The following is a 23531-nucleotide window of genomic DNA, read 5'->3' on the forward strand; positions in this document are numbered from 1 at the left end:
CATCCTGTTTTTTATGATGAAAATTGTTAAGATTGAACGACCACAATAAAAAACGGCCCACCCGGTTCTCGCCCTGGCGGGAAGCGAATGGCGCTGTAAAGGAGGAAGCAATGTCGTTTGAATTACCTGCATTACCGTATGAGAAAAACGCGCTCGAGCCGCACATCTCCGCCGAGACCCTGGAATACCACTACGGCAAACACCACAACACCTACGTGGTTAACCTGAACAACCTGGTGAAAGGCAGCGAGTTCGAGGGCAAATCGCTCGAGGAGATCATCAAGACCTCCAACGGCGGCGTCTTCAACAACGCCGCGCAGGTGTGGAACCACACCTTCTACTGGCACTGCCTGTCGCCTCAGGGTGGCGGTGAGCCGCAGGGCGAACTGGCGGCGGCGATCGTCAAATCCTTCGGCTCTTTCGCTGCCTTCAAAGAGCAGTTCACCGATGCCGCAGTGAAAAACTTCGGCGCCGGCTGGACCTGGCTGGTGAAAAAACCAGACGGCGCGCTGGCGATCGTCAACACCTCCAACGCGGCGACCCCGCTGACCGGTGAAGACAAACCGCTGCTGACCGTTGACGTGTGGGAACACGCCTATTACATCGATTACCGCAATGCGCGGCCAAAATACCTGGAAAACTTCTGGGCGTTGGTCAACTGGAACTTCGCTGCGGAAAATCTGGCGTAAGCGCAGACCCTGACGTGACGAGGCGCAGCCAGGCTGCGCCTTTTTTATAACCGGCGGGAAATCAGTTCAACGCGGCGACAAAGCTGAAAGCGATAATCACTGCCAAAGCGCAGACGGTGGTGAACAGCGACATCTTCAGTTCAGTATCCATGACAACTCCTTTCAAATGGGCTTTCCTAAGGATAAAAGGCGCACAATTAGTGCGTCAAATCATTTTCCCACAGTTCGCCGATAAAATCTTGTTATCATTTCCCGGTTTATAATATCGATTAGCTCTTCCACTTTTGCTCAATATGCGACAAAATTCGCAGTTCACAACTGCGTACCGGCATCCATGCCCCTCCTGATTAAGCGCTGAAGACTTCAACACACTAAAAACTCAGTTTTCGCTTCTCTGGAGAAGGATCTACGTAGGCAAACGATTAACATCACACTTACATGCTGTAAACATGTGAGTTCAGGAGTCATTCCTTACATGGCAACGATTAAAGATGTGGCCAAACGCGCTGGCGTTTCCACCACCACCGTTTCGCACGTCATCAATAAGACTCGTTTCGTCGCCGAAGAGACCAAAGCGGCCGTGTGGGCCGCCATCAAAGAGCTGCACTACTCGCCGAGCGCCGTGGCACGCAGCCTGAAAGTCAATCACACCAAGTCGATCGGCCTACTGGCCACCTCGAGCGAAGCGCCCTACTTCGCCGAAGTGATCGAGGCGGTAGAAAACAGCTGCTACAGCAAAGGCTACACATTGATCCTGTGCAACTCGCACAACAATCTGGACAAGCAGCGCGCCTACCTGGCGATGCTGGCGCAAAAGCGCGTCGACGGCCTGCTGGTCATGTGTTCCGAATACCCGGATCAGCTGTTGGGCATGCTGGAAGACTACCGCAACATCCCGATGGTGGTGATGGACTGGGGCGCGGCCCGCGGCGACTTCACCGACACCATTATCGATAACGCGTTCGAAGGCGGCTATCTGGCCGGCCGTTACCTGATCGAACGTGGCCATCGCGATATCGGCGCCATTCCGGGCCAGCTGTCGCGCAACACCGGCGGCGGCCGCCATCAGGGCTTTATGAAAGCGCTGCAAGAAGCGCATATCGACATTCGCGAAGAGTGGATCGTTCAAGGCGACTTCGAGCCGGAGTCCGGTTACAAGGCGATGCACCAGATCCTGTCGCAGAAACAGCGGCCGACCGCGGTGTTCTGCGGCGGCGACATCATGGCGATGGGCGCCATCTGCGCCGCCGACGAGCTGGGGCTACGGGTGCCACAAGATATTTCGGTGATCGGCTACGACAACGTGCGCAACGCTCGCTACTTCACCCCGGCGCTGACCACGATTCACCAGCCGAAAGAACGCCTGGGCGAAATGGCCTTCACCATGCTGCTGGATCGCATCATCAGCAAACGCGAAGAGTCGCAGGTGATCGAAGTGCATCCGAAACTGGTCGAGCGCCGCTCGGTCGCCGACGGCCCGTTCATCGACTACCGCCGCTAATCCCTCGCGCCGGAAGCCGGCATGGCTTCCGGTTCTGCCTCGCTCAGCCATTCCTGGTTCAACGTCTCCCCATCGCCCAGATACGCCAGTAGCCAGCTCATCGCCGGCGACGGCTTATCCTGTTGCCAGGTCAGGCAGCACGGGCTGGCGGGAAACGGCTGCTGCAACTGCAATGCCTTCAGTTCGCCGCGTTGCACCAGCGGCAACGCCCGATGCGCCGGCATCATGCCGACGCACAGCCCGGCACACAAGCAATCGAGCGCCGAGATCCAGTCCGGCACCACCAGCCGCCGCTGGTTATCCAATGTCCAGGTGACGCGCTTAGGCAGATTGCGCGAGGTGTCCTCCAGGCAGAGCGACGGATAAGGCCGCAATTGATCGTCATGCAGCGGCCCCGCCAACAGCGCCAGCGGGTGTTGCGGGCTGACCACGCACAGCCAGTTCATATAGCCCATATCACGGAAGGCAAAGCCGCCGCCGACCGGCACCGCGCGCGTGGCGCCGATCGCCATGTCCGCCCTGCCGTCCACCAATGCATCCCACACGCCGTTGAACACCTCGGGTTGCAGCATCAGTTCGACGTCGGGGAAATGACGGTAGAAATCCAGCACCAGCTGGCGGCTGCGCTGCGGTTTGACGATGATATCCACCGCAATATTCAGCTGGCCGCGCCAACCGTTGGCCACCTGCTGACAGTGGCGGCGGGTGTCGAGCATTTTTTTGATAACAACTCGCGCGTCCTTGATAAACAGCGCGCCGGCCGGCGTCAACTCCACGTCGCGGTGGCGCCGCTCAAACAGCGGCACCGCCAGCCATTGCTCCAGTTGCCGCACCGTGTAGCTTACCGCCGACGGCACCCGGTGCAACTCCTGCGCCGCCGCGCTGAAACTGCCGGTGCGCGCCACTGCGTCGACGACTTCAAGAGAATATTCAGACCACATCGCTTTGCCTTCAATTTTTTTAACAGCACTTTGCAAATATTACCGTTTCACAAGCAGAGATCCAGCCGGATACACTGGCCGGCGCTAAAAACCTGCGACATTAAAATATTAACGAGAAATACCATGCGAAATTCCTTTGGCTTTATGTTCTATCTCGCCGGCCTGAGCATGCTGGGTTATCTGGCGACCGATATGTACCTGCCCGCCTTCGGCGCCATGCGGGAGGAGCTGCAAATTTCCGCCGGCGCAGTCAGCGCCAGCCTGAGTATCTTCCTGGCCGGCTTCGCCTTCGCGCAGCTGCTGTGGGGGCCGCTCTCCGACCGTCTGGGCCGCAAACCGGTGCTGTTGATCGGCCTGACGCTGTTCGCGCTCGGCTGCCTGGGCATGCTGTGGGTAGAAAACGCCGTGCAACTCTGGACGTTGCGCTTTATTCAAGCCGTCGGCGTCTGTTCCGCCGCCGCCATCTGGCAAGCGCTGGTGGTCGATCGCTACCGTGAAGGCCAGGCCAATCGCGTGTTCGCCACTATCATGCCGCTGGTGGCGCTGTCGCCGGCGCTGGCGCCGTTGCTCGGTGCCTGGCTGCTGAACCACGCCAGCTGGCGTGCGATCTTCGCCGCGCTGCTGGCTATCACCATCCTGTTGCTGCTGCCGACGCTGATGCTCAAAGAGCGCGCCAAAACGCAATCCACCGCCGACGCACCGAAAAACGGCGTCAGCTTCTGGCAACTGTTGAAGTCGCCGGTGTTCAGCGGCAACGTCGCCATGTACGCCGCCTGCTCGGCCGGTTTCTTCGCCTGGCTGACCGGCTCGCCGTTCATCCTCGGTGATATGGGTTACAGCCCGAGCGACATCGGCCTGAGTTATGTGCCGCAGACGCTGGCCTTCCTGCTGGGCGGTTACGGCTGCCGCGCCGCGCTCAAGCGCATCGATGGCAAAGCGCTGCTGCCGTGGCTGCTGGCCGCTTATGGCGCCAGTATGGTGGCGCTGTATCTGGTGGCGACGTTGACCGCCCCAACGCTCACCACGCTGCTGGTCCCATTCTGCGTGATGGCGCTGGTCAACGGCGCCGGCTACCCGATCATGGTGGCGAACGCGCTGATGCCCTTCCCGGAAAGTAGCGGCAAGGCCGCCGCGCTGCAAAATACGCTGCAGCTCGGGCTGTGTTTTGTCGCCAGCATGCTGGTGTCGGTGTTTATCGCCCAGCCGCTGTTGGCGACGGTGACGGTAATGGTTTCTACGGTGATTCTGGCCGCGCTGGGCTATTTCCTGCAGCGGGGAAAAACGGCCGATACGCGGCAAGAAACGCAGCGGGAACATGCTAACACTGCGTCATAATTATCAATATTAATAATCACTTAAATAATGTTCGTGCCGAGTGCGATTTACGGTTGAGTAAGCGCCTCGGCACGCCTATACTCAAAAACAACCTTTTAAAGTAACACTTTATAATCCCTATATCTCAATTAGCTATTGTGTACGCGCATTGCGTCACACTCTTTTTTAGGACGCGTTTATCCCGCCTCGTTTGCACCGGATAGCGCCTTAAAATTACCTCTGTTCATAGTCGGATATCAGACGCCGCGGGCCTATTTTCCGCCGGTAAACGCATGCACCCGCAGAAATTGTCTAAGCTGTTTCCTAACGGGTCATCAGTCAGAAGAAGGTGATGGAGAAGCTATGAGTTCATCGTGTATAGAAGATCTGAGCATCCAGGACAATCAGTGGTACCGTATCGCTCACGAAATGCTCGGCCTGGCCGGTATTGAAATCAACGGATCGCGCCCCTTCGATATTCAGGTTAAAAACCCCGATTTCTTTAAACGCGTTTTGCAGCAAGGTTCGCTGGGTCTGGGCGAAAGCTATATGGACGGCTGGTGGGAATGCGAACGGCTGGATATGTTCTTTCAGCGCGTGGTCAGCGCCGGGCTGGAGAAGAAACTCCCCCACCATCTGAAAGATACGCTGCGCATCGCCGCCGCGCGCCTGACCAATCTGCAATCGAAAAAGCGCGCCTGGATCGTCGGCAAAGAGCATTACGATCTGGGTAACGATCTGTTTACGCTGATGCTCGATCCTTACATGCAATACTCCTGCGGCTACTGGAAAGAGGCCACCACGCTGGAAGCGGCGCAGGAAGCCAAGCTGCGGATGATCTGCGAAAAACTGCAGCTACAGCCGGGCATGCGCCTGCTGGACATCGGCTGCGGCTGGGGCGGGCTCTCCGCCTATGCGGCGAAAAATTACGGCGTTTCGGTGGTCGGCGTCACCATTTCCGCCGAACAACAGAAGTTGGCCCAGGCGCGCTGCGCCGGGCTGGATGTGCAGATCCTCCTGCAAGATTACCGCGATCTGCATCAGCAGTTCGATCGCATCGTCTCCGTCGGCATGTTCGAACACGTCGGGCCGAAAAACTACCGCACCTATTTCAACGTGGTAGAGCGCAACCTGGTGCCGCATGGCCTGTTCCTGCTGCACACCATCGGCTCCAACAAGACCGACATGAACGTCGACCCGTGGATCAACAAATACATCTTCCCGAACGGCTGCCTGCCGTCGACGATCCATATCGCCCAGGCCAGCGAAGGCCGTTTCGTGATGGAAGATTGGCACAACATCGGCGCCGATTACGATCGCACGCTGATGGCCTGGTTCGAACGTTTCAAGCAGGCCTGGCCACAGCTCGCTCCGCGCTATTCCGAACGCTTCGAGCGAATGTTCAGCTATTACCTGAACGCCTGTGCCGGCGCGTTCCGCGCACGCGATCTGCAGCTGTGGCAGGTGATGTTCAGCCCGAAAGGCGTTGAGGGCGGTATCCGCGTCGCACGCTAAGTGCTTTACGGACAAAAAAGCCCCGGCAACTACATCGCCGGGGCTTTTTTTCGCTCGTTCGAAGCATGCGGCTTAGCCGCAGTAAACGCGAATGATCTTATCGTTGCTATCGCCGAGGAAATTCAGGCGGCGCAGGTTGAAATCCATAGTCACCGCCGAGTTGTACGGAATGGCCCGCACCTGAGAATCGATCCGCACGCCTTCCAGCGCGGTCATCGGCTTGCCGACATAGCTTTGATACTGCGAAGCACCGCAAGTGTCGTCCGCATCGGCCGTTTGTGCACCGGCGCCCTGCTCAGGTGAACTGCTGCAGGCACTCAGCGCCAGCAACGCGGTTAACAGCAACGTTTTCCCATAAAACTTCACGCGTTTCTCCTCTCTGGTTATGATTCGATTCCGGCGGCAGCGCCCGAATCGCTGTCAGTCTTTGTGCGCCGGGGGCATCGCCGCCGCCAGCGTCGCTTCACGGTTGGCCAGCACGCGCTCGACGGTATCCACCACCGCCTGCGTTTGCGGATCGATCTCGATGTTCACCTTGTCGCCCAAACGCTTTTTACCCAGCGTGGTACGCTCCAGCGTTTCCGGGATCAAATGCACGCAGAAACGGTTATTCACCACTTCACCGATGGTCAGGCTAATGCCGTCGATGCCGATAAAACCTTTATGCAGCACATATTTCATCAATTCCGCGTTCGGCATGCGCAGCCATACCTGCCGGTTATTCTCCGACGTATAAATTTTGGCCACTTCCGCCGTGCAGATAATATGGCCGGACATCAAATGACCGCCAATTTCGTCATTGAATTTCGCCGCGCGCTCGATATTGACGATATCGCCCAGCCCCAGATCGCCAAGGTTGGTCAGGCGCAGCGTTTCCTTGATCAAATCGAAGCTGACGCGGTTGCCTTCCACCGCGGTGACGGTCAGGCAGCAGCCGTTGTGGGCCACCGACGCCCCCAGCTCCAGGCCCGGCAGCAGCTCGGCAGGCATCTCGATCACGTGGGTGCGGAAATTGGGTTTCTCATCAATGGCGACCAGCGGCGCGGTGCCTTGTACGATACCGGTGAACATATGTGCCTCTTCTTGCTGATAGGTAAAAACGCTTCCGGCAGTGTGCCCCAGTTGGCGCGGAAAACCAAATCCGCGACGGCAAAAAACGCGTGCCTGCGCATTTAATAACTATTTATCCGCAGCGTTTGCTTAACGACGCCGAGCAGGTACAATATTTTTGACAAAATTCCGCTATTTTTAATTGTTGTCCTCTCGCGGCAGCCCTCCCTCCCACATATATAAATAGAAAGGTGTATGCGTGCAGAAGTACTTAATTGAAGCGCGTAGTTTATTGGCTCTCGCCATCCCGGTCATCATCGCGCAAATATCGCAAACCGCCATGGGCGTGGTAGATACCATCATGGCCGGCGCCTACAGCGCTACCGACATGGCGGCAGTGGCGGTCGGCACCTCGATCTGGCTGCCGGCCATCCTGTTCGGCCACGGCCTGCTGCTGGCGCTGACCCCAGTTATCGCCCAACTCAACGGCGCCGGGCGCCGCGATCGCATCGCGCATCAGGTGCGCCAGGGTTTCTGGCTGGCTTCCGGCGTGTCCGTACTGTTGATTGTCGTGCTGTATAACTGCAAGTTCGTCATCGACATGATGCACAACATCGATCCGCAGCTGGCGGACAAAGCCGTCGGTTATCTGCACGCCATTATGTGGGGCGCGCCGGGCTACCTGTTCTTCCAGGTGCTGCGCAACCAGTGCGAAGGCCTGTCCAAAACCAAACCCGGCATGGTAATCGGTTTCCTCGGCCTGCTGGTCAATATCCCAATCAACTACATCTTTATTTACGGCAAATTCGGCATGCCGGAACTGGGCGGCGTCGGCTGTGGCGTCGCCACCGGCAGCGTCTACTGGATCATGTTCCTGATGATGCGTTGGTACGTGAAGCGCGCACCGTCGCAGCGCGATATCAAACGGCAGGAAAGCGATCTCGGTGGCCCGGATTGGGCGGCGCTGAAACGCCTGATCGGCATCGGCATGCCGGTGGCGCTGGCGCTGTTCTTTGAAGTCACCCTGTTCGCCGTGGTGGCGCTGCTGGTTTCACCACTGGGGATCGTCGCGGTCGCCGGCCACCAGATCGCTCTCAACTTCAGCGCGCTGATGTTCGTGCTGCCGCTGTCGCTGGGCGTCGGCGCCACCATCCGCGTCGGCTATCGCCTGGGCGAAGGATCGGTGGAAGGCGCGCGCGTGGCCGCCTATTCCGCCATCGGCGTCGGCGTCACCATGGCCGTCTGCACCGCGCTGTTCACCGCCACCTTCCGCGAACCTATCGCCCTGCTGTACAACGATAGCCCGGCGGTGGTGGCGATGGCCTCGCAGCTGATGCTGCTGGCGGCGCTGTACCAGATCTCGGATTCGATCCAAGTGATCGGCAGTGGCGTACTGCGCGGTTATAAAGACACCCGCGCGATCTTCTTCATCACCTTCATCGCTTACTGGGTGTTGGGTCTGCCGAGCGGTTATCTGCTGGCATTGACCGATGTGGTGGTGCCGGCGATGGGGCCAAGCGGCTTCTGGATCGGCTTTATCATCGGCCTGACCTTCGCCGCCATCATGATGGCACTGCGCATGCGCTGGCTGCAGAAACAGCCGACCGCGCTCATCCTGCAGCGCTCCACACGCTGATCGCACTCCCCGGCCGGTTTCATCCCCGGCCGGGGCCGACGCGGCACGGTTTGCGGAAAAAAACGCCGGACTGCGCACAACCTCAGCAATCGCGTGAAATACCGAATAAAATTGCGTTTTTCCCCTTGCCAGCGCGCAGGTAGCTCGTTAATATTCGTCCCCGCTGTCAGCCATGACAGACAGGAAAAGATGCGTCCGTAGCTCAGTTGGTTAGAGCACCACCTTGACATGGTGGGGGTCGGTGGTTCGAGTCCACTCGGACGCACCAAATTCCTGAAGCAGTACAGTGCGTCCGTAGCTCAGTTGGTTAGAGCACCACCTTGACATGGTGGGGGTCGGTGGTTCGAGTCCACTCGGACGCACCAAATTTCAGAAGCAGCGCAGTGCGTCCGTAGCTCAGTTGGTTAGAGCACCACCTTGACATGGTGGGGGTCGGTGGTTCGAGTCCACTCGGACGCACCATATTGCTGAACATCTCTCTTCCCATCGCGTTATAATCTTCGTTGATATTTCTCCGCCAGGCTTGCTCGTTGCGAACACACCGCGCCACTGCCACCACCAATCAGGAACGCCACATGACCACATTTACCGCCAAAACTGCCTTTTTGCCGCTCGACAATGGTCTTTCCCGCCGTGAGGGCGTGATGAGCGACGGCGCACCGGCGGCGGAAGTGCGTTTCGAGGCCGGCGCCTTCGGTCAATTGCAAAAACATCCGCACGCGCTGCAAACCCGGGTGGTATCCGGCGAATTCGAGTTCACCCTCGGCGGCGACGCGCGGGTGGTGCGGGCTGGCGAGAGCCTGACCCTTCCGGCCAACGTCGCCAGCGGCAGCTTCTGTCTGAGCGCCGGCGTGTTACTGGAAATTCCCCAAACGCGCTAATCCTGCGTTTACAGTAAGGTTATTTGCGCAACAAGCGGCCCGCAACGCGTTGCATTTGCGCCACATTTGCCGCCGTTTTGTCATATCCGCCGCGCTGTCGCGGTTTTTTAGTTTGTTTCCCGCCGCTTAGCCTTTATAATGCGCAACGTCTATCAGTTGAATGGTTTCAGCCCTTGATCTGCGAAAACGCAATAACAACACGATTTGATCTTACCCCGTTGCGCAGCATCCCCGCGCCCCCGCGCGGGCTGAATTTTTCCGCCCCACTTCAACTGTCGTCACCTATCCTTAACTATGTTTTTCACCGCCAGGCACGACCCAAATTCCCTACCGGCGAATCCACCGCCGGTCATATTCGTTTTTTTATCCATCACAACTTGTAGAAAACTCCGCCATGAAAAAGACCAAAATTGTTTGTACCATCGGTCCAAAAACCGAATCGGAAGAAATGCTGACCAACCTGCTCAACGCGGGCATGAACGTGATGCGTCTCAACTTCTCTCACGGCGACTATGAAGAGCACGGCAACCGCATCAAAAACATGCGCGCCGTAATGGCGAAAACCGGCATTAACGCCGGCATCCTGCTGGATACCAAAGGCCCGGAAATTCGCACCATGAAGCTGGAAGGCGGCAAAGACGCCTCGCTGGTCGCCGGCCAAACTTTCACCTTCACCACTGACCAGAGCGTGATCGGCAACACCGAGCGCGTGGCAGTCACCTACGCCGGCTTCGCCGCCGACCTGAAAATCGGCAACACCGTGCTGGTTGACGACGGTCTGATCGGCATGGAAGTCACCCACGTGACTGAAAACGAAGTGATCTGTAAGGTACTGAACAACGGCGACCTGGGCGAGAACAAAGGCGTTAACCTGCCAGGCGTTTCCATCCAGCTGCCTGCGCTGGCCGAGAAAGACAAACGCGATCTGATCTTCGGTTGCGAACAAGGCGTCGATTTCGTGGCGGCATCCTTCATCCGTAAACGTTCCGACGTGCTGGAGATCCGCGAGCACCTGAAAGCCCACGGCGGCGAGCAGATCCAGATCATCTCCAAGATCGAAAACCAGGAAGGCCTGAACAACTTCGACGAAATCCTCGAAGCTTCCGACGGCATCATGGTCGCCCGCGGCGATCTGGGCGTGGAGATCCCGGTGGAAGAAGTGATCTTCGCCCAGAAGATGATGATCGAAAAATGCAACCGCGCGCGTAAAGTGGTGATCACCGCCACCCAGATGCTTGATTCCATGATCAAGAACCCGCGCCCTACCCGTGCCGAAGCCGGCGACGTCGCCAACGCCATTCTGGACGGTACCGACGCCGTGATGCTGTCCGGCGAGAGCGCCAAGGGCAAATACCCGCTGGAAGCGGTCACCATCATGGCGACCATCTGTGAGCGCACCGATCGCGTGATGCCAAGCCGCATCGACACCCTGAACGATCGCCGCAAACTGCGCATCACCGAAGCGGTGTGCCGCGGTGCGGTTGAAACCGCCGAGAAACTGGACGCGCCACTGATCGTGGTGGCCACCAGCGGCGGCAAGTCAGCGAAATCCGTGCGTAAATACTTCCCGAACGCAGTGATCCTGGCGCTGACCACCAACCAGACCACCGCGCATCAGCTGGTGCTGAGCAAGGGCGTCATTCCGCAGATGGTCAAAGAAATCGCCTCCACCGACGATTTCTACCGCATCGGTAAAGAAGCCGCGCTGGCCAGCGGCCTGGCGCAAAAAGGCGACGTCGTGGTGATGGTTTCCGGCGCGCTGGTGCCGAGCGGCACCACCAACACCGCCTCGGTACACGTGCTTTAATATAAAACGTGACATAATTGTTTTGATGAAAACGCCGCTTTGCGGCGTTTTTTTTATCGGCAGTAAACTATTTTTCTCAAAACGCAACCGCGATCCGCTCATTATTTAGCTAATAACAAATCGGAGTAGTCCCATGGAAGCCGGCTGTTTTCCCTCGTTTTTTTAACTAATTTGTAAAACCAGATGCAAGTTTGAGCGAACGATCAAAATAAAGCACCTCAACACTAAAAAATTATTCTCTTTCGAAAAAAGTTTGTGTAATACTTGTAACGCTACATGGAGATTAACTCAATCTAGAGGGTGTTATAATGAATCGTACTAAACTGGTACTGGGCGCGGTAATCCTGGGTTCCACTCTGCTGGCTGGCTGCTCTAGCAACGCTAAAATCGATCAACTGTCTTCTGACGTTCAGACTCTGAACGCTAAAGTTGATCAGCTGAGCAACGACGTGAACGCAATGCGTTCTGACGTTCAGGCAGCTAAAGACGACGCAGCACGCGCTAACCAGCGTCTGGACAACCAAGCTCACGCTTACAAAAAGTAAGATAGCTTTGGTTATTGAAAACGGCGCACATTGTGCGCCGTTTTTTTTTGCCGGCCCATTGCCCCTTGCTTGACCCGTCGCGAGCAAAAAAAAGGGCTCAGCACGCTGAACCCCCACTTCATCTGTTCAATCCCGCAAACTTAGTTCACCGAACTGATCGGTGCGCCCTTGAATGGGCTCTTATTCGCCGCAGGCGCCGCTACAGGCGTTAAACTCAGCGCAGACGGACTCTCCCCCACATTGACCAGTACCGGCATGCCAGAGCGGCGTACAACCGCGCTATCGAACACGGCACGATCGGTTTGCCCATCCGCAACGAAAGCTTTCTCCGCTTTCGACAGCGCGATCGGCATGGTCTGCGGATCGTCGCTTTCTACCCGCGACAACGGCTGGTGCACTTCCACATAGCGTTTGCCGTCCGGCTCAACCGAAATCTTCACCGGATCGTTGATCACCTGCACCCGCGTGCCGCGCGGCACCTGATTGAACAGCGCTTCGATGTCCGTCGGACGCAGGCGAATACAGCCGGAGCTGACGCGCATGCCGATGCCGAAGTTGGCGTTGGTGCCGTGGATCAAGTATTCACCGCGCCCCATCGCCAGACGCAGGGCGAACAGCCCCATCGGGTTCTCAGGGCCGGCCGGCACTACCGCAGGCAGCGTCACGCCCTGGGACTGATAGCGTTTGCGGATGTTGGTCGTTGGCGTCCAGGTCGGGTTAGGGATCTTCTGGCTAATGGAGGTCACTTCCAGCGGCGTGTGCATCCCGGTCTGGCCGATACCGATCGGATAGACGATCACCTTGTTCTCGCCTTTCGGATAGTAGTACAGGCGCAGCTCGGCCAGGTTGACGATGATCCCTTCACGTTTGGTGTCGGGCAACAGCATTTGGGTCGGAATGGTCAGCACCGTGCCCGGCTTAGGCAGGAACGGATCGGTGCCGGGGTTGGCTTCCAGCATGCCCAGCAGGCCGATCTTGTAGTCGGCGGCGATCGCCTCCAGCGGGCGACCGTCGTTTGGCACGGTATATGTGGTATTTTCACCGATCAGACGGCTGTCCGGCGGCGGCAGCGGGTACTCGGTCGCACTGGCGGCCTGGGTGCCGGCCAGCACGGTGGCGAAGACCATGCCCATTAAACTCAACGCACGTTTCATTATCATCCCTATATTTTTTATGACGGTTCGCCCCCAAGGCTAACGGGCGCCTGGCGGTGGGTAAATCAGACAATACCTGATTAATACTAGCAACGCTGGCATCAAAGGCAATAAGTTCTCTAAAAATCAACATGTTATAACGTAGTCAACGTCGTTGATTGTCAACGAAACGTCAACGGATAAGCTGCTGAAATATCACTGAATTGGCGACGTTGCCTGGGAGAAACGGAGGGATTGTAAAGACTCATTGACAAAGTGAATAATCAATGAGCCTTTAAGCACGAGGGTAAAGGGTCAGGCCAGCTGTGCGGCTTTACTGCGAATGGCGCGAATCATCGCCTCCAGCCCCTGCGAGCGCGAAGGCGTCAAGTGTTGGCTGAGCGCCAGCTCGGCGAAAAACGGCCGCACGTCGAGATCGACAATCTGCTGCGGCGTTAATTGACGATAAAGAATAAACACCACCGCCAGCAGCCCTTTGACGATCGCCGCATCGCTGTCGCCGTGGAACTCGATCTGCCCCTGCTCATCGAGACGCATCACGATCCACACCTGGCTCTGGCAGCCGGAGATCTGGTTGCCGGCCTGCCGCTCGGCCTCGTCCAACGGCGGCAATTTGGCGCCGAGTTCAATCACATACAGGTATTTCTCCTCCCAGTTCAAACAGCGGGAGAAATTACGCACCAATTTATCTTTGTCCGGCAAATTCGCCATGGGGATCCTTTTGTACCACCGGGGACGCGCCCCGGCCTAACCTAACAGCTGATGAATGCGTCGCAGCCCGGCCACCAGCCGGTCCACCTCTTCGCGGGTATTATATAACGCCAGCGAAGCGCGGCACATGCTCGGCACCTGATAAAACGCCATCAGCGGCATCGCACAGTGGTGGCCGGTGCGAATGGCGATGCCATACTGGTCGAGGAAGCTGCCGACGTCATAGGCGTGGTGCTCCCCCAGGTTGAAGGCGATCACCCCGGCGCGGTGAGCCGGGCCGTAAATTTTCAGCGTCGGCACCTGCTTGAGCGCCGCCAACGCGTAGTGCATCAGCGACTGTTCATAATCGTGGATCGCGTTCAATCCCAGGGTTTCGACGTAATCGATCGCCGCCCCCAACCCCATGATGCCGGCGGTGTTCGGCGAACCGGCCTCGAAGCGCCACGGCGGATCGGCAAAGGTGGTGCCCGCCGTCAGGCTGACCTGACGGATCATCGAGCCGCCCCCTTCCCACGGCGGCATCTGCTGCAACAGCGCCTGGCGGCCATACAACATGCCGATGCCGGAAGGGCCATACAGCTTGTGACCGGAAAACACGTAGAAATCGCAGTCCAGCGCCTGCACGTCAACCCGCTGGTGCATCACCGCCTGCGCGCCGTCCACCAGCACCCTCAGTTCCGGCGACAAGGCTTTAGCGCGAGCGATGATGTCGCGCACCGGGTTAACGGTACCCAGCACGTTGGACACTTCGGCCAACGCCAGCAGTTTGCAGGACGCGTCGACCAGCTCCGGCAGCCGCGCCAGATCCAGCGTACCGTCCGGCTGCAGCGGCCACACCCGCAGCTGCAGCCCGCGCTCCTGCGCCAGCATCTGCCACGGCACGATGTTGGCATGGTGCTCCATCTCGGTGATGAGAATGGCGTCGCCCGGTTGCAACAGGTGGCGGCCGAAGCTGTTGGCCACCAGGTTGATGCCTTCGGTGGTGCCCTTGACGAACACCATCTCCTCTGCCGACGCGGCGTTGATAAAGCGTGCCGCCTGTTCCCGCACCGCTTCCATCTGCTGAGTCGCCTCGGCGCTCAGGGTATGGATGCCGCGATGCACCGCCGCATAGCCGTGACGGTAGAACTCCAGTTCGCGGTCGATCACCGCCTGCGGTTTTTGCGCGCTGGCGGCGCTGTCGAGATAGGCCAGCGGTTGACCGTTCACCTCACGCGCCAGCAGCGGGAATTCGCTGCGCACACGTTCAATCGGATAACTCATGCAGCCTCCCCCGGCAGGCGCTGGGCGATGCGCGCCAGCACCCGTTCCCGGATGGTGTCGTTGGCGATGCCTTCGGTCAGCTCGGCAGCGAAGGCGAAGATGATCATCTGCTGCGCCGCGTGCTTGTCGATGCCGCGCGACTGCAGATAGAACAGCTGCTCTTCATCGATGCGCCCCACGGTGGCGCCGTGGCTGCATTTGACGTCATCGGCGTAGATCTCCAGCTGCGGCTTGGTATCCACCTCCGCCACCTGCCCCAGCAGCAGGTTGTGGTTGGTCATCTGGCCGTCGGTTTTAATCGCGTATTTAGCCACTTTGATCATGCCGTTAAACACCGCCTTGCCGCGATCGCTGACCACGGTTTTATGCAGCTGGCGGCTTTCGCAATACCCCTTGTTATGCTCCAGATAGGTGCGGGTATCGCAGATCTCTTTGCCCACCGGCAACACCAGGCTGTTGATCACCAGGTTGGCGCCTTCGCCGTTCAGCTGCGCGCTGGTGTTGTGGCGCGTCAGGCCGGCGCCCAGCAGGAAGCTGTCGCTTTTTACCCGCGCGTCGCGGCCGATAACCAGATCGTTATGGGCAAAGTGATAGCTCGGCCGGCTTTCAAACGCCAGTTTGCAGTGCAACAGCCCGGCGTTGTCCGCTACGTTGGCGGTCAGGCGCGCGCCGGTGAAGTGCGCTGCCTCGCCGAGGCTGACGTAGTGTTCGATCACCTCCGCCTCCGCCCCGCGCTCGACCTCCAAATGGTGGCGATGATGCACGGTGTTCACTTCCCCTACGGCGCCGCGTCCGCTGCTGATATGCAGCAAATAGAGCGGCCGAGCGGGTGCCTTGCCGGCCGGCAGGCGAATCAGGCTGGTTTCCTGTGCCAGGCTTTCAGTCAGGTGCAGGAAGATCTCCGGCTGGATCGGCTCCGGCAGCGCCTGCGGCATGCCGTAGGCGGTCAACTCGAACTGGTAGTCGCCCAGATCGCTATCGCTGAGCGCGGCGCTGTAGCGGCCGTCGATAAACACCAGCCGGCAGGCGTCGATGCCGAGCGCCAACGCATCGCGCTGCTCTGCGCTCACCGGCGCGGGCTGCGGCTCGAGGAACTGCTGCTCCAGCAGCCCTTCCAGCGGCGTGTATTTCCAGTTCTCATGCTTGCGCGTCGGCCAGCCGAGACGCAGCGCCTGCTGCCAGTGCGCCAGCGCATGTGGCGAACGCTCGCCGCCGCGGCCTTCAAACAGGCGATACAGCTGCTGCAGCGCGTTTGAGTTACTGTTGGTCGGTAAGCCAGCCATAGCCCTGCTCCTCCAACTGTTTCACCAGCGAGAAATCGCCGGATTTGACGATGCGCCCCTGCGACAGCACGTGCACGTAATCCGGTTTGATGTAGTCCAGAATGCGTTGGTAGTGGGTCACGATGATAAAGGCGCGCTTGCCGTCCCGCAGCGAATTGACGCCGTTGGCGACGATCTTCAACGCGTCAATGTCCAGACCGGAGTCGGTTTCGTCGAGAATGCACAGATCCGGCTCCAGCGCCGCCATCTGCAAAATGTCGTTGCGCTTTTTCTCGCCGCCGGAGAAGCCGACGTTGACCGAACGGGTCAGCAGGTCGGCCGGCATATCCAGCAGCGCGATTTTCTCTTCGATGAAATCGGCGAAATCGAAACGATCCAGCGGCTCTTGCTCGCGGTATTTGCGCACCGCGTTGACCGAGGTTTGCAGGAAGAAGTGGTTGCTGACGCCAGGGATCTCCACCGGATACTGGAAGGCCAGGAACACGCCTTCACCGGCGCGATCTTCCGGATCCAACGCCAGCAGATCCTTGCCTTTGAAGGTGACATCACCCTCGGTCACTTCGTACTCTTCACGCCCGGCCAGCGTGGCGGACAGCGTGCTCTTGCCCGAGCCGTTCGGCCCCATGATGGCGTGCACTTCGCCCGGTTTGATCTCCAGATCCAATCCCTTGAGGATCTCGTTGCCTTCCACGCTGACTTTCAAATTCTTGATGCTTAACATGCTGTGTCCTCAAATAGCGCCGGCTGCGCTTAAAATGCGGCGATTAACCCACGCTGTGTTCCAGGCTGATGGCCAGAAGTTTTTGCGCCTCAACGGCGAACTCCAGCGGCAACTCGGAGAAAACGTCCTTACAGAAACCGTTGACGATCATCGAAATGGCGTCATCCTCGCTGATGCCGCGTTGCAGGCAGTAGAACAGCTGGTCGTCGCCGATCTTCGAGGTGGTGGCTTCGTGCTCCAGCTGTGCGCTGTTGTTGCGCGCTTCGACGTAAGGGAACGTGTGGGCGCCGCTGTCCGGCCCGATCAGCATCGAGTCGCACTGGGTAAAGTTGCGGGCGTTTTCCGCCCCCGGCAGAATTTTCACCAGGCCGCGATAGGTGTTCTCACTGTGGCCGGCGGAGATGCCTTTGGCGATGATGGTCGAACGGGTGTTTTTGCCGATGTGGATCATCTTGGTGCCGGTATCCGCCTGTTGATGGCCGTTGGTCAGCGCCACCGAGAAGAATTCACCGATCGAGTTATCGCCCTGCAGGATCACGCTCGGGTATTTCCAGGTGATGGCTGAGCCGGTTTCCGACTGGGTCCAGGACATTTTCGAGCCGGCGCCTTCGCACAGCGCGCGCTTGGTGACAAAGTTGAGAATGCCGCCCTGGCTGTCGCCGCCGGAGAACCAGTTCTGCACCGTCGAGTATTTCACTTCGGCGTCTTTATGCAGGATCACTTCCACCACCGCCGCGTGCAGCTGGTAGCTGTCGCGCACCGGGGCGGAGCAGCCTTCGATGTAGCTGACATAGCTGCCTTCGTCGGCGATCAGAATGGTGCGCTCGAACTGGCCGGTTTTGGCGGCGTTGATGCGGAAGTAGGTCGACAGCTCCATCGGGCAGCGCACGCCCTTCGGCACATAGACGAAAGTGCCGTCGGAGGCCACCGCGGCGTTCAGCGCGGCGAAGAAGTTATCGTTGGACGGCACTACGCGCCCCAGATACTGGCGCACCAGATCCGGGTATTCCTGGATAGCTTCGCCGAACGAGCAGAAGATCACCCCGCTCTCCGCCAGTTTTTCGCGGTAAGTGGTGGCGACCGAGACCGAGTCGAAGATGGCGTCCACCGCCACCTCGCTGCCCTCACGCACCGGCACGCCGAGCTGGTTGAACGCCAGCTCAACTTCACTGGTCAGGTAATCTTTTTCCGTCGCCGCGCCCGGTTGCTGCTCGGCGCCGGGTTGCGAACCGCAGGCATCGTCGCAGCTGCCGCAGGACGGCGCCGAATAGTAACTGTAGTCCTGGTAGTTCAGGCGTTCATAATTGGCCTTCAGCCAGTGTGGTTCTTCCATCTGCAACCAGGCGCGATAAGCCTCGAGGCGGAATTCCAACATCCACGCCGGTTCATTGCGCTTGGCCGAGATGGCGCGCACCACCTCTTCGTTGATGCCCTTGGCCAACTCATCGGTAGCCAGCTGGGTGAAGAAACCTTCTTTATAGCGACCTTCGCTGACCCAAGCCTGCACTTCATTAGGCATTTCTACATTGCTTCGTGTCATGTTGATTGCATCGCTCAAACGCCAAAGCTTTCGCCACACCCGCAGGCATGCTGAGCTTTAGGATTGTTGAATTTGAATATCTGATTCAGCCCTTCGCGGACATAATCTACCGTGGTGCCATCGATAAACGGCATGGCCTTCAGCGGCACATAGAGTTTGGCGCCGTCGCGTTCAAACAGCAGATCGTCATCGGCAGGTTCGCGCGCGAGATCCAGCACATAGGCAAAGCCGGCGCAGCCGGATTGTTTCACCCCTAGCTGCAGCCCTTTCACCTGCGGATCCTGCTGCATCAGTTTGCTTATTTGTCTTACGGCGCTGTCGCTGAGCGAAATGCCTTGCCAGACATGGTCGTCCAGAGAAAAAGTGCCGACATTTTCCGTTTGCATAGGGTCTACCTCACACTCGTGTTTAGCCACAGCCATTCTGGGTTGCTTATATGTTAGTGATAACGATTATCACTTCAACCGTTTGTTTTGCGGGGGTATGCGCCGCGAGCGCGGTTTTTCGCTGCGGCGTGCGGCAAGCCAACGGGACACCCGCGGCGGCTTGCGGTGTCAGGCGGCCAGACATTTATTCCATCCATATGAATTTGTTTTACATTTTTCATCACCGCACCGTGTTTCCCGGTGGCCCGCCAGCGTTACAGCGCCGCGGTGCATTGCCGATCTAAACATTCATAGAAAATACCTATTTCTGCATTCTGTCTGTCGTAAATGTGCGTTTATCGGCATTTCTCCCCGCTGAGTGAACACACGGCCTTCAGTTTAAAGTTTAGTCGCTCTGTATGAGGTTGGGCCGGCGGCGGCCCATTGCCGCCCCGTGCGAATAAAAAACGTCGCGCCGGGGATTGATTGGTAGCGCGGCAGTTTATATGATAATGATTATCATTCAATTTCAATGTAGGCACGAAGCCAATGACTCTTTCGATCAACGCATGGTTGCTGGGCAAGATTGATGAATACAAATTCAGCGTGCGCGACGCCACGGTGGACTTTTATATGGCCGAAGCGGCGCTGCGGCGGCCGGAGTGCAATATTGATCATCTGAAGCGGTACAACAGCGTCAGCCTCACCATGGCCAACCTGTGTCTGGAGAACGGCGATGACGACAGCTACCTGCACGCGCTCAGCAAGCTGCATAACCGGCTGATCGTCGAGATCAACAACCCGCAGCGCTGCCAGCTGTTTCGGGTGCAAAGCTACCACTTTGCACGCCACACGCTGACGCTGATCTGCCAAAAATACGCGATGGAAGGCATCTGGGAGAAGGCGAACGCGTTTCAGAAAGACTTCGTCAAACGCGTGCCGTTTCAACTGTAAAGCGAAGCGCTCCGCAGGCCGACGGCCTGCGGAAACCGGCAAGAATCAGTCGATGACCGCCGTGGTCAGACGCGAGGTGCAGCACAGCCGATCGCGCGCGTCGAAGATTTCGATCTGCCACACCTGGTGACGGCGGCCAACGTGCAGCGCACGGCATACCCCGCGTACCTGGCCATCGAACACCGCGCGCAGATGGTTGGCGTTAATTTCCAGCCCCACCACTTTCTGCTCGCCCTCGCTGCACAGGTAACCGGCCATCGAGCCCATCGACTCCGCCAGCACCACCGACGCCCCGCCGTGCAGCAGCCCGAACGGTTGCCGAGTGCGGCCGTCCACCGGCATGGTGGCCTCCAGGAAATCTTCGCCCAGCTGGGTAAACTCGATGCCTACATGGCTGACCATGCAGCCGTCACCGGCGCGGTTCAGCTGCTCCAGCGATGTTTCACGTTTCCACAATTTCACTCAATCATCTCCAGAAGTGCCTGTAATGGGTGGCGCACGCCATTGCCCTCGATGCGTTTCACCTGGCTGCGGCAGGAATAGCCGGTCGCCAGGCAGCGCTGCCGCGGCAAACGCTGCAGCGTCGGATGCCATGATAGCTCATAAATGCCAAGCGAGTTTTGCAGGTTCTTGGCTTCATGGCCGTACGTGCCGGCCATGCCGCAGCAGCCGACGCTGACGTTCTCCAGTTTGGCGCCGAAGCGGGCGAAGATCGCCGCCCACTGTTGACCACTGGCTGGCAGCGCGGTGGTTTCGGTGCAGTGGCCGAACAGATACCACGGCTCGCCGGTCGCCGGCTGTTCGGCGCGCTCCCCGATCCGCTGTTGCAACCACTCATGCACCAGCTGCACCTGGAAATCGCCGCGCTCGGTGCCGAGGATCTCGCGGTATTCGTCGCGGTAACACAACACCAGCGCCGGATCGACCCCCACCAGCGGCATGCCGAGCTGCGCCACGCGATTGAGGAAATCGGCGGTCTTGCGCGCGGTGCGGGCGAAACGCGTCAGGAAACCTTTCACATGCTGCGCCTTGCCGTTCGGCGAGAACGGCAGCAGCACCGGTTTATAGCCGAGCTTCTCCACCAGCCGAACAAAGTCCGCCACCACTTTGGCGTCGTAATAGCTGGTGAACGGATCCTGGACGATCAACACGTGTTCTTCACGCTGCTCGGCACTCAACCCTTCCAACTGTTCAAGCGTCAGGGTGGTTGCACGGTGGCCGGACAGCTGCTGGCGCAGCGTCGGGCTGGACAACAGCGGCAGGTCGACCATGCCGATGGTGTTGCGGCTCATCTCCCGCAGCCACGGCTGGCGGAAGAAGAAGTTGAACACCTTCGGCGCGCGTGCCATCAACGGGGTATAGCTCTCCACGCCGGCGACCATATAGTCGCTCACCGGGCGCAGATAGCGGGTGTGGTAGAGCTGCAGGAAGCGCGAACGGAACCCCGGCACGTCAATCTTGATCGGGCACTGGGTGGAGCAGGCTTTGCAGGCCAGGCAGCCGGACATCGCCTCTTTCACTTCGTGCGAGAAGTCGTACTCGCCCTTACCGGCGTGCCAGCTGTTGCGGGTCTTCTCGATCACACCGCGCAAGCTGAGGCGCTGCTGCGGCAGCTGTTTCTCCAGCGCCAGCGGATCGACGCCCTGCTCGGCCAACAGACGCAGCCACTCGCGCACCAGCGTCGCCCGCCCTTTCGGTGAATGAATGCGGTTGCCGCTGATCTTCATCGACGGGCACATCGGGCTACGCACGTCGAAGTTGAAGCACAGGCCGTTGCCGTTACACTCCAGCGCGCCGCGGAACGCGGTACGCACCTCGACCGGGATTTGGCGATCGAAGGTGCCGCGCTTGACCGCGTCCACCTGCATCATCGGAGCATCCACCGCCAGCGGCGCACAGATCTTGCCTGGGTTCAAACGGTTATCCGGATCGAACGCCGCCTTGATACGGCGCAGCTCCTCGTACAGCGTTTCCCCAAAAAATTCGGGGCTGTATTCGGCGCGGAAGCCCTTGCCGTGTTCACCCCACAGCAGGCCACCATATTTGGCGGTCAGCGCCACCACCTGATCGGAAATCTGCTTCATCAGCATTTCCTGCTGGGGATCGCACATGTCGAGCGCCGGGCGCACATGCAGCACCCCGGCATCGACGTGGCCGAACATGCCGTAGCTCAGGTTATGGTCGTCGAGCAGTTGACGGAACTCGACGATATAGTCCGCCAGGTGCTGCGGCGGCACGCAGGTGTCTTCGGCGAACGGGATCGGCTTGGCGCGCCCTTTGGCATTGCCCAGCAGCCCGACCGCCTTCTTGCGCATGTTGTAAATGCGTTCAATGCCCGCCATATCGCCGCAGATCTGATAACCGATTACGCCGCCCTGCCGCTGTGCAATCAATTCGTCCAGCCGTTGGCACAGGGCCTCCATCTGGCCGTCGATCAGCGCCCGGTCGTCGCCGGCGAACTCGACGATATTCAGCCCGAGCATTTCTTTATCCGGCACGTCGGCAATCAGTTCGTTCACCGAGTGCCAGACGATGTCTTCACGCGCCAAGTTCAGCACCTTGGAATCGATGGTTTCCACCGACAGCGCCTTGGCTTCGACCATAAAGGGCGCATTGCGCAGCGCCGAGTCGAAGGAGTCGTACTTCACATTGACCAGGCGGCGTACCTGCGGCAGCGGCGTGATATCCAGCCGCGCTTCGGTGATAAACGCCAACGTGCCCTCGGCGCCGGTCAGGATGCGCGTCAGATCGAAGGTTTGCAGATCGTCGCTCAGCACGTGGCGCAGATCGTAACCGGTGAGGAAACGGTTGAGCTTGGGGAATTTTTCCAGGATCAGCGCGCGCCGGTCGCGGCAACGGTGCAGCACCGTGCGGTAGATACGCCCTTCGGCGGTCTCTTCCAGAGCAATCGTTTCCGCCAGCGCCGTCGGCATGGCGCGGGTGTCGATCATCTCGCCGCCCAGCAGCACCGCCCGCAGGCCCAACACGTGATCGGAGGTTTTGCCGTACACCAGCGAGCCCTGGCCAGAGGCGTCCGTGTTGATCATGCCACCCAACGTGGCGCGGTTGCTGGTGGACAGTTCCGGCGAAAAGAAGTAGCCGAACGGCCGCAGGTATTGATTAAGCTGATCCTTGATCACCCCGGCTTCGACTTTCACCCAGCCCTGCTCGACGTTGATTTCCAGGATGCGGTTCATATGACGCGACATATCGACCACGATGCCGGTATTGAGCGCCTGGCCGTTGGTGCCGGTGCCACCGCCGCGCGGGCTGAAGGTCAGCGTATTGAAACGCTCTTCCCCCGCCAGGCGGGCAATCAGCGCCACGTCGGCGGTGGAACGGGGGAACACCACCGCATCGGGCAACAGCTGATAGATGCTGTTGTCGGTAGCCATTGTCAGCCGGTCGGCGTAGCTGGTGGCGGTATCGCCGTTGAACCCGTTTTGCTTCAGTGCTTCCAAAAAGTCGAGCACCCGTTGAACGAGGCCGGGCGCCTGAGAAATCTGTGGGATCATTCGCTTTTTTGACCCTGTCCGTCTATTTTTTATGCGCTGATGTACGCTGAATCGGGCCTTTAATTCAGACCCACCCTATTTTTTAGTGACACTAAAAACTAACATACTCGTTTAGTGAAGGCATTCACATTATTACCGCCCTGCGA

Annotated in this window: 22 protein-coding genes and 3 tRNA genes; 12 read left to right on the forward strand and 13 right to left on the reverse strand. The window is 58.8% G+C overall.

Going from position 1 to position 23531, the window contains the following annotated elements:
• Positions 1 to 110: 110 nt before the first annotated feature.
• Positions 111 to 689 carry a superoxide dismutase [Fe] gene (gene sodB, locus BHU62_RS15740; protein ID WP_073532844.1) on the forward strand — a complete coding sequence of 193 codons (579 nt, stop codon included), beginning with the start codon at positions 111 to 113 and terminating at the stop codon, positions 687 to 689.
• Positions 690 to 750: 61 nt separating this feature from the next.
• Here sodB and BHU62_RS25005 read toward each other — a convergent pair whose 3' ends face one another.
• A complete protein-coding gene (locus BHU62_RS25005) occupies positions 751 to 840 on the reverse strand; it encodes a YnhF family membrane protein (protein ID WP_019455989.1) in 90 nt (29 codons plus the stop codon).
• 324 nt (positions 841 to 1164) lie between these two features.
• Here BHU62_RS25005 and purR point away from each other — a divergent pair, with 324 nt between their 5' ends.
• The gene (gene purR / locus BHU62_RS15745) at positions 1165 to 2190 is read left to right on the forward strand and encodes an HTH-type transcriptional repressor PurR (RefSeq protein ID WP_004931336.1); all 1026 of its coding nucleotides are present in this window, start codon (positions 1165 to 1167) and stop codon (positions 2188 to 2190) included.
• On the opposite strand, the gene punR is transcribed toward purR, so the two are convergent.
• Positions 2187 to 3131 (reverse strand): DNA-binding transcriptional activator PunR, encoded by a 945-nt coding sequence (punR, locus tag BHU62_RS15750; protein WP_073532845.1) that lies wholly within the window; start codon positions 3129 to 3131, stop codon positions 2187 to 2189. The two genes, purR and punR, sit on opposite strands and share 4 nt — an antisense overlap.
• A gap of 123 nt (positions 3132 to 3254) precedes the next feature.
• Here punR and punC point away from each other — a divergent pair, with 123 nt between their 5' ends.
• Positions 3255 to 4466: a purine nucleoside transporter PunC gene (gene punC, locus BHU62_RS15755; protein ID WP_073532846.1), complete on the forward strand. Its 1212-nt coding sequence runs from the start codon at positions 3255 to 3257 to the stop codon at positions 4464 to 4466.
• 342 nt (positions 4467 to 4808) lie between these two features.
• Positions 4809 to 5960, forward strand: coding sequence for a cyclopropane fatty acyl phospholipid synthase (gene cfa / locus BHU62_RS15760; protein WP_073532847.1), 1152 nt, complete (start codon positions 4809 to 4811; stop codon positions 5958 to 5960).
• A 72-nt stretch (positions 5961 to 6032) separates the two neighbouring features.
• On the opposite strand, the gene BHU62_RS15765 is transcribed toward cfa, so the two are convergent.
• Together BHU62_RS15765 and BHU62_RS15770 are read right to left on the reverse strand one after the other, a co-directional pair.
• The gene (locus tag BHU62_RS15765; protein ID WP_073532848.1) at positions 6033 to 6326 is read right to left on the reverse strand and encodes an I78 family peptidase inhibitor; all 294 of its coding nucleotides are present in this window, start codon (positions 6324 to 6326) and stop codon (positions 6033 to 6035) included.
• 54 nt (positions 6327 to 6380) lie between these two features.
• Positions 6381 to 7031 carry a riboflavin synthase subunit alpha gene (locus BHU62_RS15770; RefSeq protein WP_073532849.1) on the reverse strand — a complete coding sequence of 217 codons (651 nt, stop codon included), beginning with the start codon at positions 7029 to 7031 and terminating at the stop codon, positions 6381 to 6383.
• 238 nt (positions 7032 to 7269) lie between these two features.
• On the opposite strand from BHU62_RS15770, the gene BHU62_RS15775 reads away from it, so the two are divergent.
• The 7 genes from BHU62_RS15775 (at position 7270) to BHU62_RS15805 (ending at position 11879) form a co-directional block, all read left to right on the forward strand.
• Positions 7270 to 8646 (forward strand): MATE family efflux transporter, encoded by a 1377-nt coding sequence (locus BHU62_RS15775; RefSeq protein WP_073532850.1) that lies wholly within the window; start codon positions 7270 to 7272, stop codon positions 8644 to 8646.
• 191 nt (positions 8647 to 8837) lie between these two features.
• Positions 8838 to 8914, forward strand: a tRNA-Val gene (locus BHU62_RS15780).
• 20 nt (positions 8915 to 8934) lie between these two features.
• Positions 8935 to 9011: transfer RNA gene (locus tag BHU62_RS15785), tRNA-Val, on the forward strand.
• A gap of 20 nt (positions 9012 to 9031) precedes the next feature.
• Positions 9032 to 9108 (forward strand) — tRNA-Val (locus BHU62_RS15790).
• Between the two features lie 113 nt (positions 9109 to 9221).
• Positions 9222 to 9527 carry a cupin domain-containing protein gene (locus BHU62_RS15795; protein ID WP_073532851.1) on the forward strand — a complete coding sequence of 102 codons (306 nt, stop codon included), beginning with the start codon at positions 9222 to 9224 and terminating at the stop codon, positions 9525 to 9527.
• A 394-nt stretch (positions 9528 to 9921) separates the two neighbouring features.
• On the forward strand, positions 9922 to 11334 hold the full coding sequence (pykF, locus tag BHU62_RS15800) for a pyruvate kinase PykF (protein WP_073532852.1): 1413 nt from the start codon (positions 9922 to 9924) through the stop codon (positions 11332 to 11334).
• A 308-nt stretch (positions 11335 to 11642) separates the two neighbouring features.
• Positions 11643 to 11879, forward strand: coding sequence for a major outer membrane lipoprotein (locus BHU62_RS15805; protein ID WP_004931354.1), 237 nt, complete (start codon positions 11643 to 11645; stop codon positions 11877 to 11879).
• A gap of 140 nt (positions 11880 to 12019) precedes the next feature.
• On the opposite strand, the gene BHU62_RS15810 is transcribed toward BHU62_RS15805, so the two are convergent.
• The 7 genes from BHU62_RS15810 to sufA all read right to left on the reverse strand — a co-directional run bounded on the left by BHU62_RS15810 (position 12020) and on the right by sufA (position 18937).
• Entirely contained in the window at positions 12020 to 13033 is a 1014-nt protein-coding gene (locus tag BHU62_RS15810; RefSeq protein ID WP_073532853.1) for a L,D-transpeptidase family protein, read from the reverse strand.
• Positions 13034 to 13327: 294 nt separating this feature from the next.
• A complete protein-coding gene (gene sufE / locus BHU62_RS15815) occupies positions 13328 to 13744 on the reverse strand; it encodes a cysteine desulfuration protein SufE (protein ID WP_073532854.1) in 417 nt (138 codons plus the stop codon).
• Between the two features lie 36 nt (positions 13745 to 13780).
• Positions 13781 to 15007 (reverse strand): cysteine desulfurase SufS, encoded by a 1227-nt coding sequence (gene sufS, locus BHU62_RS15820; protein WP_073532855.1) that lies wholly within the window; start codon positions 15005 to 15007, stop codon positions 13781 to 13783.
• Positions 15004 to 16290 (reverse strand): Fe-S cluster assembly protein SufD, encoded by a 1287-nt coding sequence (gene sufD / locus BHU62_RS15825; protein ID WP_073532856.1) that lies wholly within the window; start codon positions 16288 to 16290, stop codon positions 15004 to 15006. Before sufD ends, sufS begins: the two co-directional genes overlap by 4 nt.
• Positions 16265 to 17011 (reverse strand): Fe-S cluster assembly ATPase SufC, encoded by a 747-nt coding sequence (gene sufC / locus BHU62_RS15830; protein WP_073532857.1) that lies wholly within the window; start codon positions 17009 to 17011, stop codon positions 16265 to 16267. Before sufC ends, sufD begins: the two co-directional genes overlap by 26 nt.
• A 43-nt stretch (positions 17012 to 17054) precedes the next feature.
• The gene (gene sufB / locus BHU62_RS15835; protein ID WP_073532858.1) at positions 17055 to 18551 is read right to left on the reverse strand and encodes a Fe-S cluster assembly protein SufB; all 1497 of its coding nucleotides are present in this window, start codon (positions 18549 to 18551) and stop codon (positions 17055 to 17057) included.
• Positions 18552 to 18565: 14 nt separating this feature from the next.
• The gene (gene sufA, locus BHU62_RS15840) at positions 18566 to 18937 is read right to left on the reverse strand and encodes a Fe-S cluster assembly scaffold SufA (RefSeq protein ID WP_073532859.1); all 372 of its coding nucleotides are present in this window, start codon (positions 18935 to 18937) and stop codon (positions 18566 to 18568) included.
• Between the two features lie 528 nt (positions 18938 to 19465).
• Here sufA and BHU62_RS15845 point away from each other — a divergent pair.
• Positions 19466 to 19870, forward strand: coding sequence for a hypothetical protein (locus tag BHU62_RS15845; RefSeq protein ID WP_073532860.1), 405 nt, complete (start codon positions 19466 to 19468; stop codon positions 19868 to 19870).
• 45 nt (positions 19871 to 19915) lie between these two features.
• On the opposite strand, the gene menI is transcribed toward BHU62_RS15845, so the two are convergent.
• Together menI and BHU62_RS15855 are read right to left on the reverse strand one after the other, a co-directional pair.
• Entirely contained in the window at positions 19916 to 20332 is a 417-nt protein-coding gene (menI, locus tag BHU62_RS15850) for a 1,4-dihydroxy-2-naphthoyl-CoA hydrolase (protein ID WP_016927938.1), read from the reverse strand.
• Positions 20329 to 23385 (reverse strand): FAD-binding and (Fe-S)-binding domain-containing protein, encoded by a 3057-nt coding sequence (locus tag BHU62_RS15855; protein WP_073532861.1) that lies wholly within the window; start codon positions 23383 to 23385, stop codon positions 20329 to 20331. Before BHU62_RS15855 ends, menI begins: the two co-directional genes overlap by 4 nt.
• Positions 23386 to 23531 lie beyond the last annotated feature (146 nt).

Origin of the sequence: Serratia marcescens (genome assembly GCF_001902635.1) — a bacterium.
GTDB lineage: Bacteria > Pseudomonadota > Gammaproteobacteria > Enterobacterales > Enterobacteriaceae > Serratia > Serratia marcescens_F.

Bases quoted from the DNA above. Each gene is read 5' to 3' on its own strand.
- sodB (WP_073532844.1), top strand. From the start codon at position 111: ATGTCGTTTGAATTACCTGCATTACCGTATGAGAAAAACGCGCTCGAG.
- BHU62_RS25005 (WP_019455989.1), bottom strand. From the start codon at position 840: ATGGATACTGAACTGAAGATGTCGCTGTTCACCACCGTCTGCGCTTTG.
- purR (WP_004931336.1), top strand. From the start codon at position 1,165: ATGGCAACGATTAAAGATGTGGCCAAACGCGCTGGCGTTTCCACCACC.
- punR (WP_073532845.1), bottom strand. From the start codon at position 3,131: ATGTGGTCTGAATATTCTCTTGAAGTCGTCGACGCAGTGGCGCGCACC.
- punC (WP_073532846.1), top strand. From the start codon at position 3,255: ATGCGAAATTCCTTTGGCTTTATGTTCTATCTCGCCGGCCTGAGCATG.
- cfa (WP_073532847.1), top strand. From the start codon at position 4,809: ATGAGTTCATCGTGTATAGAAGATCTGAGCATCCAGGACAATCAGTGG.
- BHU62_RS15770 (WP_073532849.1), bottom strand. From the start codon at position 7,031: ATGTTCACCGGTATCGTACAAGGCACCGCGCCGCTGGTCGCCATTGAT.
- BHU62_RS15795 (WP_073532851.1), top strand. From the start codon at position 9,222: ATGACCACATTTACCGCCAAAACTGCCTTTTTGCCGCTCGACAATGGT.
- pykF (WP_073532852.1), top strand. From the start codon at position 9,922: ATGAAAAAGACCAAAATTGTTTGTACCATCGGTCCAAAAACCGAATCG.
- BHU62_RS15805 (WP_004931354.1), top strand. From the start codon at position 11,643: ATGAATCGTACTAAACTGGTACTGGGCGCGGTAATCCTGGGTTCCACT.
- BHU62_RS15810 (WP_073532853.1), bottom strand. From the start codon at position 13,033: ATGAAACGTGCGTTGAGTTTAATGGGCATGGTCTTCGCCACCGTGCTG.
- sufE (WP_073532854.1), bottom strand. From the start codon at position 13,744: ATGGCGAATTTGCCGGACAAAGATAAATTGGTGCGTAATTTCTCCCGC.
- sufS (WP_073532855.1), bottom strand. From the start codon at position 15,007: ATGAGTTATCCGATTGAACGTGTGCGCAGCGAATTCCCGCTGCTGGCG.
- sufD (WP_073532856.1), bottom strand. From the start codon at position 16,290: ATGGCTGGCTTACCGACCAACAGTAACTCAAACGCGCTGCAGCAGCTG.
- sufC (WP_073532857.1), bottom strand. From the start codon at position 17,011: ATGTTAAGCATCAAGAATTTGAAAGTCAGCGTGGAAGGCAACGAGATC.
- sufB (WP_073532858.1), bottom strand. From the start codon at position 18,551: ATGACACGAAGCAATGTAGAAATGCCTAATGAAGTGCAGGCTTGGGTC.
- sufA (WP_073532859.1), bottom strand. From the start codon at position 18,937: ATGCAAACGGAAAATGTCGGCACTTTTTCTCTGGACGACCATGTCTGG.
- BHU62_RS15845 (WP_073532860.1), top strand. From the start codon at position 19,466: ATGACTCTTTCGATCAACGCATGGTTGCTGGGCAAGATTGATGAATAC.
- BHU62_RS15855 (WP_073532861.1), bottom strand. From the start codon at position 23,385: ATGATCCCACAGATTTCTCAGGCGCCCGGCCTCGTTCAACGGGTGCTC.